Annotated in this window: 12 protein-coding genes; 9 read left to right on the top strand and 3 right to left on the bottom strand. The window is 68.3% G+C overall.

Features of this window, described 5'->3' with window-relative positions; all coding sequences use genetic code 11:
• The first annotated feature begins 79 nt into the window (after window positions 1-79).
• From QSJ30_RS12475 to QSJ30_RS12460, 4 genes are all read left to right on the top strand, one after another.
• On the top strand, window positions 80-1,237 hold the full coding sequence (locus QSJ30_RS12475) for an outer membrane beta-barrel protein (protein ID WP_285609748.1): 1,158 nt from the start codon (window positions 80-82) through the stop codon (window positions 1,235-1,237).
• 156 nt (window positions 1,238-1,393) lie between these two features.
• Window positions 1,394-3,526 (top strand): alpha-ketoacid dehydrogenase subunit alpha/beta, encoded by a 2,133-nt coding sequence (locus QSJ30_RS12470; RefSeq protein ID WP_420798794.1) that lies wholly within the window; start codon window positions 1,394-1,396, stop codon window positions 3,524-3,526.
• Between the two features lie 52 nt (window positions 3,527-3,578).
• On the top strand, window positions 3,579-4,370 hold the full coding sequence (locus QSJ30_RS12465) for a hypothetical protein (protein WP_285609744.1): 792 nt from the start codon (window positions 3,579-3,581) through the stop codon (window positions 4,368-4,370).
• Window positions 4,371-4,557: 187 nt separating this feature from the next.
• On the top strand, window positions 4,558-4,761 hold the full coding sequence (locus tag QSJ30_RS12460) for a cold-shock protein (protein WP_257306334.1): 204 nt from the start codon (window positions 4,558-4,560) through the stop codon (window positions 4,759-4,761).
• A gap of 65 nt (window positions 4,762-4,826) precedes the next feature.
• Here QSJ30_RS12460 and QSJ30_RS12455 read toward each other — a convergent pair whose 3' ends face one another.
• The 3 genes from QSJ30_RS12455 to QSJ30_RS12445 all read right to left on the bottom strand — a co-directional run bounded on the left by QSJ30_RS12455 (window position 4,827) and on the right by QSJ30_RS12445 (window position 6,402).
• Window positions 4,827-5,171: a hypothetical protein gene (locus QSJ30_RS12455; RefSeq protein WP_285609737.1), complete on the bottom strand. Its 345-nt coding sequence runs from the start codon at window positions 5,169-5,171 to the stop codon at window positions 4,827-4,829.
• Window positions 5,172-5,279: 108 nt separating this feature from the next.
• Window positions 5,280-5,699, bottom strand: coding sequence for a hypothetical protein (locus QSJ30_RS12450; protein WP_285609735.1), 420 nt, complete (start codon window positions 5,697-5,699; stop codon window positions 5,280-5,282).
• A 94-nt stretch (window positions 5,700-5,793) separates the two neighbouring features.
• Entirely contained in the window at window positions 5,794-6,402 is a 609-nt protein-coding gene (locus QSJ30_RS12445; protein WP_285609734.1) for a TetR/AcrR family transcriptional regulator, read from the bottom strand.
• Between the two features lie 173 nt (window positions 6,403-6,575).
• Here QSJ30_RS12445 and QSJ30_RS12440 point away from each other — a divergent pair, with 173 nt between their 5' ends.
• The 5 genes from QSJ30_RS12440 (at window position 6,576) to mfd (ending at window position 16,439) form a co-directional block, all read left to right on the top strand.
• On the top strand, window positions 6,576-7,259 hold the full coding sequence (locus QSJ30_RS12440) for a TetR/AcrR family transcriptional regulator (RefSeq protein WP_285609732.1): 684 nt from the start codon (window positions 6,576-6,578) through the stop codon (window positions 7,257-7,259).
• 1 nt (window position 7,260) lies between these two features.
• A complete protein-coding gene (locus tag QSJ30_RS12435) occupies window positions 7,261-8,562 on the top strand; it encodes a TolC family protein (RefSeq protein ID WP_285609730.1) in 1,302 nt (433 codons plus the stop codon).
• Between the two features lie 25 nt (window positions 8,563-8,587).
• Entirely contained in the window at window positions 8,588-9,733 is a 1,146-nt protein-coding gene (locus QSJ30_RS12430; RefSeq protein ID WP_285609728.1) for an efflux RND transporter periplasmic adaptor subunit, read from the top strand.
• 3 nt (window positions 9,734-9,736) lie between these two features.
• A complete protein-coding gene (locus tag QSJ30_RS12425) occupies window positions 9,737-12,937 on the top strand; it encodes an efflux RND transporter permease subunit (RefSeq protein ID WP_285609726.1) in 3,201 nt (1,066 codons plus the stop codon).
• Between the two features lie 85 nt (window positions 12,938-13,022).
• Window positions 13,023-16,439 carry a transcription-repair coupling factor gene (gene mfd / locus QSJ30_RS12420; RefSeq protein WP_285609723.1) on the top strand — a complete coding sequence of 1,139 codons (3,417 nt, stop codon included), beginning with the start codon at window positions 13,023-13,025 and terminating at the stop codon, window positions 16,437-16,439.
• Window positions 16,440-16,469: the final 30 nt, after the last annotated feature.

Here is a 16,469-nt window from a genome sequence, read left to right as displayed (position 1 = left end):
GCGCTAAGGCAGGCGTTTTAAGGATCATGGGTTGGGCGGCTCTCTGGGGCCGCCCCTCCCTTGTGTCACGGAGACATGCATGCGGACCCATTCCAAGTTGTTCCTGTTCACGGCTCTGGGGGCCGTCCTGCAGGCCCAGGCGCCTGCGGCCCCCACGCTCAAATGGCGCGGCTCCCTGTGGGCTTCCGCGGTGACGCAGAACCGCGAGACGCCGGATGGCTCCCTGGTTTTCCGGCCCCTTGAAGCGGGCCAGAGCCAGTTCTCTCTCGATGGCCTCATGCTCGGGGCGGATGCGGCCTTCGCCGAGGGCTGGTCCGCCAAGGCCACCCTGCTCGCGGGGCAGGCGGGCCGGGCCGTTCAGACCGCCACCGGAGAGACGGGCAGCACCGCCGCCGTGGAGGCCATGCTGGTGTGGACGGGCGAACGCGACACCTTCCGCGCCGGGCGGATGATCACCTTCATCGGCATGGAATTCCTCGATGGCTCGCAGAATGTGACCGCCAGCCGGGGCCTGCTCTTCAGCTTCGTGGATCCCTTCGGCCAGGTGGGGATCCACTGGCACCACGCCTTCAGTCCGGTCTGGAGTTCGGATCTCTGGGCGTTCAACGGGGAGGATCGCCTCAAGGACAACAACCACGGGAAGACCGTGGGGCTCGGGATCACCTACAACCACGGGGGATCGCAGGACAATTACCTGTCGCTTCATGTCTACTCTGGGCCGGAGCAGGAGGGCCTCGGATCCAGCGCCAACAGCGGTGCCGAAGGGCGGAAACGCGAGCGCGTCTGCCTCATGGGCCAGTGGGTCGGCGGTCCTTCCACCCTTCAAGGGGAGGTCTCCCTGGGACGGGAGACCTTCGCGGAGGGCAGCATTCTCGGCGCCACGGCCCCAGTCACGACCGCTTTCCGGGGGTATGGGCTCATCTACAAGCATCAGGTGGCGCCGTCCGTCAGCCTCTTCGCCCGGTCGGAATGGCTGACCGATGACGAAGGCGTGCGCTTGTCCGCAGACCCTTCGATCCGGGAGAGCCTTGGGCTCGGAGGCACGGGCTACGCGGGTCGCCTCGGGGCCGGTCTCCGTGCCCAGTCCCTCAGCCTTGGCGTGGAAAAGAAGCACGGGGCGGCCTTCGCCCGAATCGAACTCCGAAGGGATCGCCTCAACCGGGACCTGAAGGACGCCCAGGGGGCGGTATTCCGAGACGGCGTATCCGGCACCGTGAGCCTGGGGGCTAGTTTCTAGACCCTTTCGTCATGAATTGATCTGCGGCGGTCTGTGTCGCATGTACGAAATGATTCGAAAAAGCGGAAGGTCTGTGGAAAATAAGCGGATAAATCGGGGCCACCCGGGCCCGTGCTAGATTTCGCAATGGATCTGGAAGCCCATCCCAAGCCAGGAGTGCCTTTGGCCGCCCGCTCTGACGTGTCCGCGCCCGCCACGACCCTGACCCGCGAGCAGCGCGTCCGGCTCTTCCGCACGATCTATGCGGCGCGCCGCATCGACGACAAAGAGATCATGGGCAAGCGCCAGAACAAGGTCTTCTTCCAGATCAACGGCGTGGGCCACGAGGCCATCCAGGCGGCGGCGGCCATGTGCCTCCGGCCCGGCCACGACTGGTTCTTCTTCTACTACCGCGACCGGGCTCTGGCCTACGGCCTGGGTTACACCGCGAAGGAGATGTTCCTGGGCTCGGTGGGCGCTGTGGAGGATCCCGCCAGCGGGGGACGGCAGATGCCCAGCCACTGGGGCCACAAAGGCCTGAACATCTTCACCACCTCCAGCCCCACCGGCAGCCAGTTTCTTCATGCCGTGGGCGCGGCGGAGGCGGTGCTGCGCGCCGAGCAGGGGGGCCTGCAGGAGGTGCTGGGCATTGCCTCCGACCAGGTGGCCCTGACCACCACGGGCGATGGGACCTGCAGCCAGGGCGAGTTCTGGGAGGCCGTCAGCAATGCCGTGAATCTGAAAGTGCCTGTGGTCTTCCTGGTGGAGGACAACGGCTACGCCATCAGCACCCCCAGCGAGGTGCAGTACCCCGGTGGGAACGTCGCGGCCCTCCTCAAGGGCTACGAGGCGCACGGCCTGCTGATCCTGGATGAGGTGGACGGCTGTGATCCCCTCGCCAGCTACGCGGCCATGAAGGCCGCCGTGGACCATGCCCGCGCCCGCAAGGGCCCGGCCCTGGTGCGGGCCAAGGTGATACGCCCCTACAGCCACTCCCTTTCCGATGACGAGCAGCTCTACAAGTCCAAGGCCCAGCGGGAGGCCGAGGCCCTGCGGGATCCCGTCACCGCCTACGCGAACCAGCTCGTGGCCTGGGGCGACCTGAGCCCTGAGCAGCTCCAGATGCTGAAGGAGGAGATCCAGGCCGAGATCGACTTCGCCTGGGAGGAGGCCGAAGCTGCCCCGCGGCCCGAGCCCGGGAGCTTCTATCAGCACCTGTACAGCGAAGAGGTGGATCCCACGTCGGCCGCCTTCGACACCGAGCAGGCGGCGGGCGACCAGGCCACCGGCACGAAGACGATGATCGATCTCATCAACGCCACGCTGAAACACGAGATGGCCCGGGATCCGCGCATCCTCCTCTTCGGCGAGGACGTGGCGGACGCCAGCCGGGAGGAGATCCTCGGCGAGGTGAAGGGCAAGGGCGGCGTCTTCAAGGCCACCCACGGCCTCCAGAAGCAGTTCGGCAGTCACCGGGTCTACAACTCGCCCCTGGCCGAGGCCACCATCATCGGCCGGGCCATCGGCCTCGCCGCGCGCGGCTTCAAGCCCGTGGTGGAGATCCAGTTCTTCGACTACATCTGGCCCGCCATGCAGCAGCTCCGGGACGAGCTGGCCACCATCCGCTGGCGCTCCAACGGCGCGTTCAAGGCACCCATGGTGGTGCGGGTGCCCATCGCCGGCTACCTCATGGGCGGGGCCACGTACCACAGCCAGTGCGGCGAGAGCACCTTCACCCACATCCCCGGTTTGAGGGTCGTCTGCCCCAGCACCGCCCTGGATGCCGCGGGCCTGCTGCGCACGGCCATCCGCTGCGACGATCCCGTGCTCTTCCTGGAGCCCAAGCACCTCTACCGGCAGACCCACAACAAGGGCAATGATCCCGGACCGGACTTCACGATCCCCTTCGGCAAGGCCCGCCTGGTGCGTGAGGGCACGAGCCTGTCCGTCATCACCTATGGGAACACCGTCCACCGCGCCGTGCAGGCGGCCCGGGAGGCGGAGAAGGAGGGCATCTCCGTCGAGATCCTCGACCTCCGCACGCTCAATCCCTACGACTGGGCCGCCATCGAGCGCACGGTGAAGAAGACCCACCGCGTGATCGTGGCCCACGAGGACACGCTCAGCTGGGGCTACGGCAGCGAGATCGCGGCCCGCATCGCCGACGAGCTGTTCTTCCACCTGGATGCCCCCGTGCGCCGGGTGGCAGCCAAGGACACCTGGGTGGCCTACTATCCGGCCCTGGAAGATGAGATCCTCCCCCAGCCTAAGGATTTCCTAGAGGCCTACCGGAAAATAGCGGCGATCTAAGAACGCCATTCCCCCCAGAGACCGATAGGATGGGCCCATGACCGGAGGGCCCATGCGCCTGGCTCCAATCCTGTTCTTCCTCGTGGGCATCCCGGCCTTCGCCCAGCTGGGACGCGGTCCGGGCGGAGGACCGGAGCCTCTGTCGGGCTGGACGCTGGGGTTCCAGAGGGTGCAGCCCTCGGTGTCCGCCAGCCTCCAGGGCAGCCGGCACGGGAAGGCCTCGCTGGTGGACACGGACGCGGACCTCGGGCTGGCGCGGGACGGCAACCCTCTCGGCGTGCTCCTGGAATACCAGGGCGAGATCCACGGCCTCCAGTTCACCTATGACTCCGCGCGCTATCGCGGGGACCGGGCGTTGCCGCGCGACATCCTCCTCGACGGGACGTCCTACTCCGCGGGGACCCCCCTCCAGACCCGCGCGAAGCTCGAGACCCTGGAGGGCCTCTGGACCTACAAGTTCGTCCGGCGCCCGGATGCCTGGCTGGGTTTCAACCTCGGCGTCCAGGTCTTCCGGATGGACCTCCGGGAACTCGCCGTCACGACAACCCCCAGCACCCAGTCGATCCAGCACACCGGGGTCGTCCCCCAGGTGGGTCTCACCGGCTGGTCCTCGGGGGTCGATGGCCTGCTGGAATCCCGGGTCTATGCCCGGTATGTCACCTACCGGGGGGCCACGTCCTTCCGGTACGGGGTGGATGCCCGGGCCTACCTCTATCCGAAATTCGGGTTGAGGGCCTTCTTCGAGGATGGCCGCGTGCGCGTCCCCGGCGGCTCCGTGGAGGGGGACCTGGACCTCCGGGCCGACCGGCGGATCACGGGCCTGGGCCTGGTGATCAGGTTCTGAACGGCCGGGGGCGCCCTCCAGGGCGCCCCGGGAAAAGCTGCCCGCAGAAAAAAGCGGTGGACGGCGGCAATCCTGTCATCCTGTTTGGCGTGACCCGCCAGGGGCGGAATTCACATCAACGCAATGACGGCCTTGTCTGGGGAAAGTCATCGCTACATCATCACCAGACATCATGCAGGAAACAGTCATGGCACAAGGCACCGTCAAGTGGTTCAACGCTGAGAAGGGCTTCGGCTTCATCACCCCCGATGAGGGCGGCGCTGATCTCTTCGTCCACCACACCGCCATCCAGGGCGGCGGCTTCCGCACGCTGGACGAGAACCAGCGCGTCAGCTTCGAAGTCGCGCAGGGCCAGAAGGGCCCCCAGGCCACCAACGTCCAGAAGATCTAGTCCCCCTACCGTTCCAAAGAAAAGGCGGCCCATCGGGCCGCCTTTTCGCATTCAACCTCGATGGTTCAGTGGTGTCCGTGCCCGTCCGTGGCCGTGGGCTTCCCGATGAACTCGGCCTTGCGGCCCACGAAGATCACCCACAGGCCGAAGAGGGCCAGGACGGCCAGGCCCAGGGCCATGAGGGGATGGCGGAGGGCCACCAGGCCGGTCCAGCGGAAGCCCAGCAGGCCGATGATTCCGCCCAGGAAGCCGGTTCCGATGAGCAGGAGGCCCCAGCGGGCCGAGGCCAGGGAACCCTGTCCCACCTCTTCGGGCACGGTGCCGAGGGGACTCTTCACCTCCCCGGCCACATGGGTGCCCTGGAAGATCAGGACCAGGAAGAGGATGAAATAGAAGACCAGGAAGAGCATGAATGGACCCTCACCTCTCTTCGTATCACGATTCCCGGGCCCCCGGGCGGAATTCGGTGCATGGGTCACAACCTGGCCCGCCCCCGGGAACCCGCGGGCCGCTGGGTTTCACGGCTCGTCCAGGATGTTCTGGCCCGCCAGGACAGCCTCCTCCTCCCGCCGCTGCCATCCGCGTTCCCGCCGGCGCCGCCGGAGATAGATGGCCAGGCAGGTGCCGGCCAGGAGGAAGAAGAGGAGGGCGAGGCCCAGGAGGACGGGTTGGCCCACTTGCGTGCCCCCGGGGACCTGATCGGAGAGGAAGGCGGCCCCGGCGAGGCTGGCCAGGCCGAGGATCCCGGCCTGGATGGTCCGCACACGCCAGGGATGGATCCGAGTCCTGAGGGCGGTCCGGGAGAGATCCCGGACGAAATCGATCTGCTCATCCTTGTTCGGGGTCCCGTGAGCCGCCTCCAGCTCGAGCTTGGCCAAGGCGAGCGTGAGCTCTCCTGAGGCATCGTCCAGCTGTGCGGTTCTGCTCCGGATGGTCATGATGGCTCCTTTGTTGGGAGGGGGGCGGAACGGCGCCGCCGCCGCTCCGGTCGGGCCAGGCTGGTGCCGTGAGCCCCTGGGATGACTGCTGGGTTCATGCCCGTGCTCCGGTTCCCTGGAGGAAGCAGGCCAGGGCGCGGTCCACGCAGGCGCGGGGATCCTCATCGGTCCCGTGCCGGTGGCTGTGGTGGAGGGAGGCCTCCAGCACGCCGAAGCAGAGCTGGGTGAGGAACTCCACGTCCAGATCCCGCAGCTGGCCCGCCTGCACCGCCCGGCGGAGGATGTCCTTCAGGCGATCCCGTTCGGCTTCGTAGATGTCCTTCAGGCGGGGCAGGAACCGGGACTCGAAGCCCCAGTCGTAGTGGACTCGGTCATGGATGAACATGGGGAGCCAGATGGCCCGGCCCCGGAAGTGGTCCGCATAGGTCAGGAACATGGCCCGCAGCTGCTCCAGGGGGGGATGGTCCGCCTGGAGGGCAGCCTCGGCCTGGGCGAAGAAGTGCTCCGCCCGGTGGAGCATCACCTGCTCATAGAGTTCCTGCTTGGAGGGGAAGTGCTCGTAGAGTCCCTGCATCCCGATCTGGGCCTCCGCGGCGACCTCCTGCATCGTGGCCTCGTCGAAGGGCTTCCGACCGAACACCCGGCCGGCCGCTTCCAGTAATAGGTTCTTTCTTTGCTGTTTTTCCAAGTTCTTCCGATCCATGGCCACCGGAGACTCCGAATCCATATTCCGAATTTAGAATTTTAATTACGACGGTCAAGTCAAGAATCAGATCACCCTGGGGCCCTTTTTTGCCCTTGACTGGTTCAAACGATTGATTAATTCTTGGGACTTGTTGCTCAACCGTTTGATTGGTTTTCCGTAGACGAGGGGTTATGAACGCACAGTCCACCGATTCATCCCTTGATACCCGGCAGCGTCTCATCGAGGCGGCCATCCTGACCTTCGCCGAAAAGGGGTTCGACGGGGCCGGCATCCGCGAGATCGCCAAGCGGGCCAACGCCAACTCGGCCCTGGTGACCTACCACTTCGGCGGCAAGGAGGGGCTCTACCTGGAGGCCCTCCGGTACATCTTCGCCCGCAAAGCCTGCCATGTGGCCGAGCTGGCCGCGATGCCCCGCTTCGAGGGGCCCGGGGCCCGGGAAGCCGCGCTCCAGGGGCTGAAGAGGCACATCCAGGCCTTCATGGAGGACCTGATGGCCTGCAACCGCGGGCCCGACCCGCTGGACGAGGCGGCCATGGCGCTCATGGCCCGCGAGATGCAGGCGCCCCGCCCCGTGTCCTCGGCTCTGCTCATGGAGCAGATCCGGCCCCATGTCGAGCACCTGATGCACTGCCTCCAGGTCCTCCGGCCCGATCTTTCCACGGGAGAGCTGATGAACATGGGCCTGAGCATCCAGGGGCAGATGCTCTATTTCCGCAATTCCCTGGGCATCGTCCGGCTCATCCGCGGGAACCCCGACTACCCCGAAGACCTCTCCGAGCTCACCCAGCACTTCACCGACTTCAGCCTGCGGGGACTCGGCGTCCCCGAAGCCTTCCCCCAGCCGAGGCACTGACATGCTCCTGTTCGCCCCTCCCGCCCTCCAGGCCCCGGCGCCCGCCGAGGCTCCGCGCGCGCCGCTCACCCTGGATCTCGCGGGGGCCCTGGCCCGCGCCCGCCACGAGAACCCCATGCTCCGGGCCGCCAAGGCCCGCGTGGACGAGCGCCGCGGCCTCATCACCAGCACTCGGGCCGATGCCCTGCCGCAGCTCACCCTCATCGGCGACTTCACCCGCGCGCGGGATGTCTCCATCCTCAACAGCGGCTTCGCGGACAGCGCCGCCCAGTTCGGCCTGTCGCCCTCCTCGCTGGTGGGCGCCCGGAGCATCTACACCACCCAGGCCAACCTGACGCAGCCCCTCTTCTACTGGGGCAAGCTCGGCACGGCCATCGACATCGCTAGGATGGGCGAGAAGGAGGCGGCCTACGGCTTCAGCACCTCGGAGCTGGATGTCCTGCACGGGGTGGCAAAGGCCTACCTGGCGGTGCTGGCCGCTCAGGCGGAGCAGGAGGTGGTGGAGACCCGTCGGAAGACCGCCGAGCAGTTCGTGTCGGACGTGAAGGCGAAGCTGGAGGCCCAGACCGCCACCGAGCTGGACCGTCTGCGGGCCGAGAGCGAGCTGCTGGCGGTGATCCCCGAGGCGCTCCAGGCTGACGCCAATGTGAAGCGGGCGCTCGAGGTGCTGAACGGGCAGCTGGGCCTGGATCCCAAGACACCCCTGGCACTGGCAGAGCTGGGACAGCTGGAACCCGCGTCCAGGCCTGCCGGCGCGGAGCGCAGCGAGTTGGCCCAGCTCCGCCAGCAGGAGGCCATGTACCGCGCCAACGAGAAGATCATCACCTCGGACCTGCGCCCCAAGTTCGACCTGAGCGCCAGCTACGGCTACCAGGCGGGGAAGAGCGACAACCTCTTCAAGGAGCCCTACGACACCTGGAAGGTGAGCGTCACCATGAAGTTTCCCGTCTTCGACGGCCTGCGCAGCTCCGGCAAGCGGGCCCAGAACACGGCCCAGCTCGAGCAGGTGAAGCAGACGCGCATCGACCGCGAGCGGTCCATCGCCATCGAGCAGAGCACGGCGGACCGCGAGCTGGAGAAGGCCGTCGCCCTGGACGAGGCCGCCCGCAAGGCGCATGACGCCACGATGGAGGCCCTGCGCATGAGCCGGGAGTCCTTCGACCAGGGGCTCATCACCTCGCTCGACCTCCTCCAGGCGGAGCGCGCCGAGCGCCAGGCCGAGAGCCAGCGCCGCCGGGCCGCGCTGGGCCTCTGGTCCGCCCGCTTCGACCAGCGCCGCGCCCTCGGTCTCGCCCCCCTCTGATCCTGACGATATTCCGGAGTCGACCATGAACCGCAAAGCCCTTCTCCTCTACATCGCCGTGCCCGTCGTCGTGATCGCCGGGGCCGCCACCTACCACCGCGGCAAGCGGAACACCGAGCTCGACCACCAGGCCACGGTGAAAACCTCCGGCGAGGTGGCCGTCACCCTGGTGCCCGTGCAGGAGCGCAGCTTCCGTCCAGCCGTGGCCTTCACCGGCACGCTGCTGGCGGTGAACCGCGCCGAGCTGAAGGCGGAAGTCACTGGCCGCGTGACCCGGGTGGCTGTGCAGGAAGGTGACACCGTCGCCGCCGGGGCCCTGCTGGGGGCCCAGGATGAGGACGACTACCTGCTCGGCGTCCAGGCCGCCGAGGCCCAGGTGGCCCAGGCCCAGGCCCAGGCGCTCCAGGCCCAGCGCGACAACGACCGCTCCGTGACGCTGCTGGAGAAGCGCAGCATCACCCGCCAGGCCGCCCAGCAGGCCGAGACGGCCTACAACGCCACGAAGGCCGCGGCCCAGGCCGCCCAGAGCAACCTGGGCCTGGCCCGGCTGCGGCTGAAGAAGGCGCGCCTTGTGGCGCCCTTCGCGGGGCAGGTGGCCCGCCGGGCCGTGCAGCCCGGTGAGATGCTGAATCCCGGCCAGACCGCCTTCGAGGTCGTGGACAACCGCAAGCTGGAGATCCGCGCCGACCTGCCCGCCGAGGCCATGGCCCAGGTGAAGGTGGGCCAGCGGGCCACCTTCCACAGCATCGGCGTGGATCGGCTCGTGGAGGGCCGCGTGGCGCAGGTGAGCCCCAGCCTCTCCCAGGACGGTCGCACCCTGCGTGTGCGCGTGGAGGTTCCCAACCCGGACGGGACGCTGAAGGGGGGCCTCTTCGTCGAGGGCGTCATCCTCGGCGAGGGCGAGACCAAGGCACCGTCCCTGCCCGCCACGCTGGTGAAGGCCCAGGACCGGGACGCGGAAGTCTTCGTCGCGGAGCAGGGTGTCGCCCGCCGCCACAAGGTGGTGCTGGGCCCCGAACAGGACGGCTACCGGCCGGTGAGCGGGCTGGGCCTCGGCGCCCAGGTCGTGGACAACGGCAAGGACCTCGTGGGCGAAGGCAGTCGCCTCCGCGTGATCAGTGGCGCCGCCCCAACCAGCGCGAATGGCGGCTCCGCCGCAGGAGGGAAGTGAACCATGTTCCTGTCCGATTTCTCCATCCGCAGGCCCGTCTTCACGGTCTGCATCATGCTGGCGCTGGTGGTGCTGGGCCTCTTCTCGGTGAAGACCCTGGGCATCGACCAGTACCCCAACACCGACATCCCCACGGTCACCGTCTCCGTCATCTACCCCGGCGCCAGCCCCGAGTCCGTCAAGCAGGACGTCGTCCGGAAGATCGAGGAGGCCGTCAACCCCATCGAGAAGATCAAGGAGATCAGCTCCACCAGCCAGGAAGGCCTGGGCACGCTGGTGATCCAGTTCCACCTGGGCCGCAACGTGGACAACGCCCTCAACGATGTGCGCACCAAGCTGGGCCAGATCCGGCGCGACCTTCCCAGCAACATCGAGGAGCCCGTCATCTCCAAGTTCGACCCGGCCCAGCTGCCGGTGCTCTCCCTGGTGGTGAAGCCGGACGCCAAGCACCCGGCCATGAACGACCGCGAGCTGACCCGCATCGCCGAGGACTTCCTCAAGCGGCGCATCGAGAACATCCCCGGCGTGGGCAAGGTGGATCCCGTGGGCGGCAGCACCCGGGAGATCCTCGTCCAGGTGGACCCCCAGAAGCTGGAGTCCCAGGGCCTCGCGCTCCTGGCGGTGAAGAACGCCCTGGCGGGCGACACCATGGCCATTCCCAGCGGCAACCTGCTCCAGGGCAACCGCGAGATGTCCGTGAAGGTGGACGCCAAGGCCCGGTCCGTGGGCGACTTCGAGCACGTGATCGTGGGCAACAAGGAGGGCCGCCCCATCGAGCTCCGCGAGGTGGCGACGGTGGTGGATGGCATCAAGGAGAAGCGCAGCATCGCCCGCCTGGGCGGCAAGGACGTGGTGGCGCTCGAGATCCAGCGGCAGACCGGCGGCAACACCGTGGCCATGGTGACCGCGGTGGAGAAGGCGCTGGAGGAGCTCAAGCCGGAGCTCGCCAAGCAGGGCGTCGAAGTGGTCACGGCCAAGGACAATGCCCGCTTCATCATCAACAACGTGGAGGATGTGAACACCTCGATCTACGTGGGCGGCCTGCTCACGGTGATCATCGTGTTCTTCTTCCTCAAGAGCTGGCGGTCCACGCTCATCACCAGCCTCACGCTGCCCGTGTCCGTGATCTCCACCTTCATCATCATGCGGGTCCTGGACTTCACCCTGAACACCATGACGCTGATGGGCCTCAGCCTGGCCATCGGCATCCTCATCGACGACGCCATCGTGGTCCGCGAGAACATCACGCGGCACGCGGAGATGGGCAAGGACCATGTCACCGCCGCCCGCGAGGGCACGGCTGAGATCGGGCCCGCCGTCATCGCGACCACCCTGTCCATCCTGGCGGTGTTCGTGCCCGTGGCCTTCATGGGCGGCATCGTCGGCAAGTTCTTCTTCCCCTTCGGCATCGTGGTGGCCTTCGCCGTGGCGATCTCGCTGTTCGTGAGCTTCACGCTCGATCCCATGCTCAGCGCCGTCTGGCCGGATCCCGAGCACGAGAAGAGCGCGGACGGCCATGTCCACTACAAGGGACGGAACCCCATCATGCGGAGCGTCGAAGCCTTCAGCCGCATGCTGGACCGCTGGGAACTCCTCTACAAGTCGGCCATCGAGTGGGCCATGGGCCATCGCTGGACCGTGATGCTCGCGGGGCTGGGCAGCTTCGTGCTGGCCATGGCCCTGTCCGGCCTGCTGGGCAACAACTTCATGCCCGACTACGACCGCGGCGACCTCCAGGCCACCTTCAAGGCTGAACCCGGCTCCAGCCTCGGGGCCACCCGCGAGAAGGCCCTGGCCCTGGAGAAGGCCATCCAGTCCGTCCCCGGGGTGGACTTCGCCTACACCACCATCGGCACGGGCCTGAACGGCACCGTGGATTCCGGCGGCATCTACATCAAGCTCAAGGAGGGCAAGCGGCCGGACCAGGTGACGATCCGCCGGCAGATCCGCGAGGCCTTCCGCTCCGTCCCCGGGGTGGACGCCGCCATCGGCGCCGCGAACGACTGGGGCATGGCGTTCCCCATCATGGTGGCCGTGCAGGCCCCGGACCGTGAGGCGGTCATCCAGGCCGTGCCCCTGGTGAAGGAGGCCCTGCGCAGTGTGCCCGGGGCCGTGGACGTCACCACCAGCCTGGACAGCGGCAAGCCCGAGCTGAGGCTCGTGGTGGACCGCAAGGCCGCCTCGGACCTGGGCGTGAGCCCGGCGCTGGTGTCCCAGATGGTGCGGCCCCTGGTGGACGGCGAGAAGGTCGCGAAGTACGAGGACGAGAAGGGCGAGCAGCGCGATGTGCGCGTGCGGCTCGCCGACCAGGAGCGCCGCTTCACGGCCCAGCTGGCCAACATGACCGTGCAGAGCACCAAGGACATCGGGGGCGGCAAGCATCCCCTCGTCCGTCTCAACCAGGTGGTGCGCTTCGAGGAGGGCATCGCCCCCGCCAAGCTCCAGCGCCACGACCTGATGGAGGAGGTGGAAGTGGACGCCAATTTCGATGGCTCCACCCTGGGCGAAGTCAGCGCCGGCGCGGCGAAGAAGGTGGCCGAGCTGAAGGCCGGCGGCAAGCTGCCCGAGGGTGTCCGCGTGGAGTTCCTGGGGCAGACCCGCGACAGCAAGGAGACGGCCGGCTACATGGGCACCTCCCTCCTGCTGGCGGTCTTCTTCATCTACTTCGTGCTGGCCAGCCAGTTCGAGAGCTTCAAGCTGCCCATCGCCATCATGGCCAGCCTCCCGCTCTCCATGGTGGGCATGGTGCTGATGCTGCTGGTGACGGGCGACTCGATGTCCATGATGACGAGCATCGGCATGATCCTGCTGATGGGCCTGGTGACCAAGAACGCCATCCTGCTGGTGGATCACGCCCTGCACCTGGAGCGGGAGGAGGGTATCTCCCGCCGCCAGGCCATCATCCGTGCAGGCACCGTCCGGCTGCGGCCCATCCTCATGACCAGCTTCGCCATGATCGGCGGCATGCTGCCGCTCTTCCTGGCGCTGGGCGCCGGGGCCGAGATGCGCGCCCCCATGGCCCGGGCCGTGGTGGGCGGGCTGATCACCTCCACCCTGCTCACGCTCATCGTGGTGCCGGTGTTCTTCGAGATCATCGAGGACTTCACCCTGGCCAAGGTCTGGAACCGGATCCGCCGGCGTATGGGCGCCCTGGAGGCTGAGCCCCGGGCCCCGCGCCCGGTGGTGGAGGCTCCGGACGCCTGAGCTACGTTCAACCCCTCTCTCAAGCCGGGCCCCGAGACATGAAGACTCGTCTCGGGGCCCGGCTTGAGGCATTCTGAAGGGCGCTATGAATGCTGTCGGCCATGACCTGAGGGATCTGCTGCGCCTGGCCGAGGTACCCGCCGAGGCCCTCGCGACCCCGGGCGCCCGCCTGCGCTGGACCTCACCGCCGGCCCTGGCCCTGGTGCTGGCAGGCTGGATCACCCGCGAGGGCCGCGTCCAGTCGCTCTGGGTGGACGCCCCGAGCGAGGCCGAGGCCCGCACCCTGGCCCAGGACCTCCAGGCCCTGCTGCCTGGCGTGGGCGTGGCGCATTTCCCGGGTTTCGCGGCCTACGCCGGTGGCGAGAGCAGCCCGCCGGGCATGGTGCTGCGCGACCGGCTCTCCACCCTGGTGGGCCTGCTGGAGCGTCGCGTGCAGGTGCTGGTGACGGGGCCCCTCACGGCCTGCGAGCGGCTGCCCCATCCCACCTGGTTCCAGAAGCAGAAGCTGGAGCTGCGCCTGGGAGCCGAGGTGCCCCGGGAGCTGCTGCTCGAGACGCTGGTGGCCCTGGGCTACCGCCGCACGGAGATGGCGGCGGCGCCGGGCGAGTTCAGTTCCCGCGGCATGGTGGTGGACCTCTGGCCCGACCACCTGGAGCAGCCCCTCCGCCTGGAGACCTTTGGCGACGAGTTGGAGCGGCTCTCCCCCTTCGATCCTGATACGCAGCGCCGGACCGGTGAGGCGCTGGAGGCCCTCACGCTCTACCCTCGCTTCGAGGGTGACCGCGGCGACGGCCAGGCCCTGCTGGCGGCCGTGGCCTCCCGGGCGGATCGCACCGCCGAGCCCGAGGATGATCTGGCCTTCCGCCGGGCGCGGCTGGCCACCCACGGCCACTTCCCCGGCGAGGAGCTGTTCCACCCGCTGCTGGCGCAACCCAAGGGCCAGCTGGTCCACTGGGTGCCGCCCTGCCTGCGGGTACGTCTGGATGCCGCCTGGGAGGAGGCCCTGCGGGAGGCCGAGCGGGCCCGCATCGAGGAGGGGCTGGCCGCCCTCCGCCGGGGCGGCGTCGTGTGCCCCGATTTCACGGATCGCTTCCTGCCCTCGGACCCCAGCCGGACCTCGCTCACCCTCACGGAGTGGCAGAGCGAGGCCACCGTGCCCGTCGTGGCCCAGCCCCTGCGGGAGTTCCAGGGGCGCCTGCCAGACCTGGCCGAGCAGGTGCAGGAGCTGGCGCTCACGGGCTTCCGGGTGGTGCTGGCGGGCTCCACGCCCGGCATGCGCGACCGCTTCGCCGAGTTCCTGCGGGACTACGACCTGCCCCAGGCCTATGGCACCGAGGCGGGCTGCCGGGCCCTCCGGCTGAACCTCAGCGCCGGCGTGCTCATCAGGGAGTTCCGCCTCGCCCTCTTCACCGAGCGGGAGGTCTTCGGCCGCAAGGCCATCCAGGCCGCGCCCAAGAAGTCCCGCAGCGCGGCCTTCCTGTCGGACCTGCGGGACCTCAAACCCGGCGACCGTGTGGTGCACCTGGACCATGGCATCGGCGAGTTCGTCGGGTTCGCCACGCTCGTGGCCGGCGGCGAGGAGCAGGAGGTGCTCCAGCTGCGCTACGCGGATGGCGGCCAGCTCAACGTGAGCCTGGAGCGCGCGGACCTCGTCCAGCGCTACACCGGCGCCGAGGGCCACCTGCCGCCCCTGGACAAGCTGGGCGGCGCCAGCTGGGCCAAGGTCAAGCGCAAGGCCAAGAAGGCCATCCGCGACATGGCCGACGAGCTGCTGAAGCTCTACGCGCTGCGCAAGCTGGAGAAGGGCCACGCCTATCCACCGGACGGGCCCGACATGGCGGCCTTCGATGCCAGCTTCCCCTTCACGCCCACGCCGGACCAGATCGAGGCCATCGAGGCGGTGAAGGCCGACCTCGAATCGCCGCGCCCCATGGACCGCCTGCTGGTGGGCGACGTGGGCTTCGGCAAGACGGAAGTGGCCATGCGGGCCGCGGCCAAGGTGGCGCTGGAAGGCCGCCAGGTGGCGGTGCTGTGTCCCACCACCGTGCTCTGCTTCCAGCACTTCCGAACCTTCAAGGAGCGCTTCGCGGGCTTCCCCATCCGCATCGAGATGCTCAACCGCTTCGTGGATCCGGCGGACCAGAAGCGCATCCTCCAGGAGGTGGCCGACGGCAAGGTGGAGATCGTCATCGGCACCCACCAGCTGCTGGGCGCCCGCGTGAAGTTCGCGGACCTGGGCCTGGTGGTGATCGACGAGGAGCAGCGCTTCGGCGTGGGCCACAAGGAGAAACTGAAGAAGCTGCGCCTCAACGTGGATCAGCTGGCCCTCAGCGCCACGCCCATCCCCCGCACCCTGCACATGAGCCTCACGGGCCTGCGCGAGATCAGCCTCATCGAGACGCCGCCGAAGGATCGCCTGGCCATCGAGACCGTGGTGGCGCCCTGGAGCGACGAACTGGTGCAGACGGCCATCCAGTTCGAGCTGCGCCGCGGCGGCCAGGTCTACCTCGTGCACAACCGCGTGGAGTCCATTGTCAGCATCGCCGCGCGGGTGCGCGAGCTGGTTCCCGATGCCCGGGTGGCCGTGGGCCACGGCCAGATGACCGACGAGGGCCTCGAGCAGGCCATGCTCGGCTTCATGGAAGGCCGCGTCGACGTGCTGGTGGCCACCACCATCGTGGAGAACGGCCTCGATGTGCCCAACGCCAATACGCTCATCGTCCACCGGGCGGACGCCTTCGGCCTCAGCCAGCTCTACCAGCTGCGGGGCCGGGTGGGGCGCAGCGATGTGCCTGCCTACGCCTACCTGATGATCCCGCCCAGGCACGAGATCAGCGAGGACGCCCGCAAGCGCCTCCAGGCCCTGGAGGACTTCTCGGAGCTGGGCTCGGGCTTCCGCGTGGCGGCCATGGACCTGGAGCTGCGCGGCGCGGGCAACCTGCTGGGCGGCGAGCAGTCCGGCCACATCCACGACATCGGCTTTGAGCTCTACGTGAAGTTGCTGGAGGAGACGCTCTCGGAACTGCAGGGCCAGCCCACCACCGCCTTCGAAGTGAAGGTGGACGGCCTGGCGCCAGGCGCCCAGCTCAGCCGCCGCTGGATCGACCAGGCCGCCGAGCGCCTGGTGGCCTACAAGCGCATCTCGCGGCTCCGCGAGGAGAAGGACCTGGAGCTCTACAAGCTGGACCTGGAGGACCGCTTCGGTCGCATCTCCGAGGACGATCCGGACACGTTCCGCTTCTTCGAGGTGCTCAAGGTGAAGCTGCGGGCCCAGGCCCTGGCCGTCTCCGAGGTGGCGGTCGACAAGGGCCAGCTCAGGCTGCGCCTGAGCCCCCAAACATCGGTGGACCCCGCCCGGCTCCTGGCCTGGGTGGGCGGCCAGAAGGGCGCCAGCCTCAGTCCCGACGGTGCCGTGCGCCTGCCTCTGCAGGGCACCCAGGACGGTCCCGTGATCCAGGCCCAGCGGGTGCTGGCGGAGTGGGCGGGATGGCTCGGAGGTTGATCCGGAGCCTTCAAGCCAGGGGTGCTGGCC

Origin of the sequence: Geothrix edaphica (assembly GCF_030268045.1) — a bacterium.
Taxonomy (GTDB): Bacteria; Acidobacteriota; Holophagae; order Holophagales; family Holophagaceae; genus Geothrix; species Geothrix edaphica.
This window is presented reverse-complemented; position numbering and strand designations above follow the sequence as displayed.

What these genes read in the sequence shown, in the direction of transcription:
- QSJ30_RS12430 (WP_285609728.1), top strand. Translation starts at nt 8,588, where the DNA reads ATGAACCGCAAAGCCCTTCTCCTCTACATCGCCGTGCCCGTCGTCGTG.
- QSJ30_RS12465 (WP_285609744.1), top strand. Translation starts at nt 3,579, where the DNA reads ATGCGCCTGGCTCCAATCCTGTTCTTCCTCGTGGGCATCCCGGCCTTC.
- QSJ30_RS12475 (WP_285609748.1), top strand. Translation starts at nt 80, where the DNA reads ATGCGGACCCATTCCAAGTTGTTCCTGTTCACGGCTCTGGGGGCCGTC.
- QSJ30_RS12440 (WP_285609732.1), top strand. Translation starts at nt 6,576, where the DNA reads ATGAACGCACAGTCCACCGATTCATCCCTTGATACCCGGCAGCGTCTC.
- mfd (WP_285609723.1), top strand. Translation starts at nt 13,023, where the DNA reads ATGAATGCTGTCGGCCATGACCTGAGGGATCTGCTGCGCCTGGCCGAG.
- QSJ30_RS12445 (WP_285609734.1), bottom strand. Translation starts at nt 6,402, where the DNA reads ATGGATCGGAAGAACTTGGAAAAACAGCAAAGAAAGAACCTATTACTG.
- QSJ30_RS12435 (WP_285609730.1), top strand. Translation starts at nt 7,261, where the DNA reads ATGCTCCTGTTCGCCCCTCCCGCCCTCCAGGCCCCGGCGCCCGCCGAG.
- QSJ30_RS12425 (WP_285609726.1), top strand. Translation starts at nt 9,737, where the DNA reads ATGTTCCTGTCCGATTTCTCCATCCGCAGGCCCGTCTTCACGGTCTGC.
- QSJ30_RS12460 (WP_257306334.1), top strand. Translation starts at nt 4,558, where the DNA reads ATGGCACAAGGCACCGTCAAGTGGTTCAACGCTGAGAAGGGCTTCGGC.
- QSJ30_RS12455 (WP_285609737.1), bottom strand. Translation starts at nt 5,171, where the DNA reads ATGCTCTTCCTGGTCTTCTATTTCATCCTCTTCCTGGTCCTGATCTTC.
- QSJ30_RS12450 (WP_285609735.1), bottom strand. Translation starts at nt 5,699, where the DNA reads ATGACCATCCGGAGCAGAACCGCACAGCTGGACGATGCCTCAGGAGAG.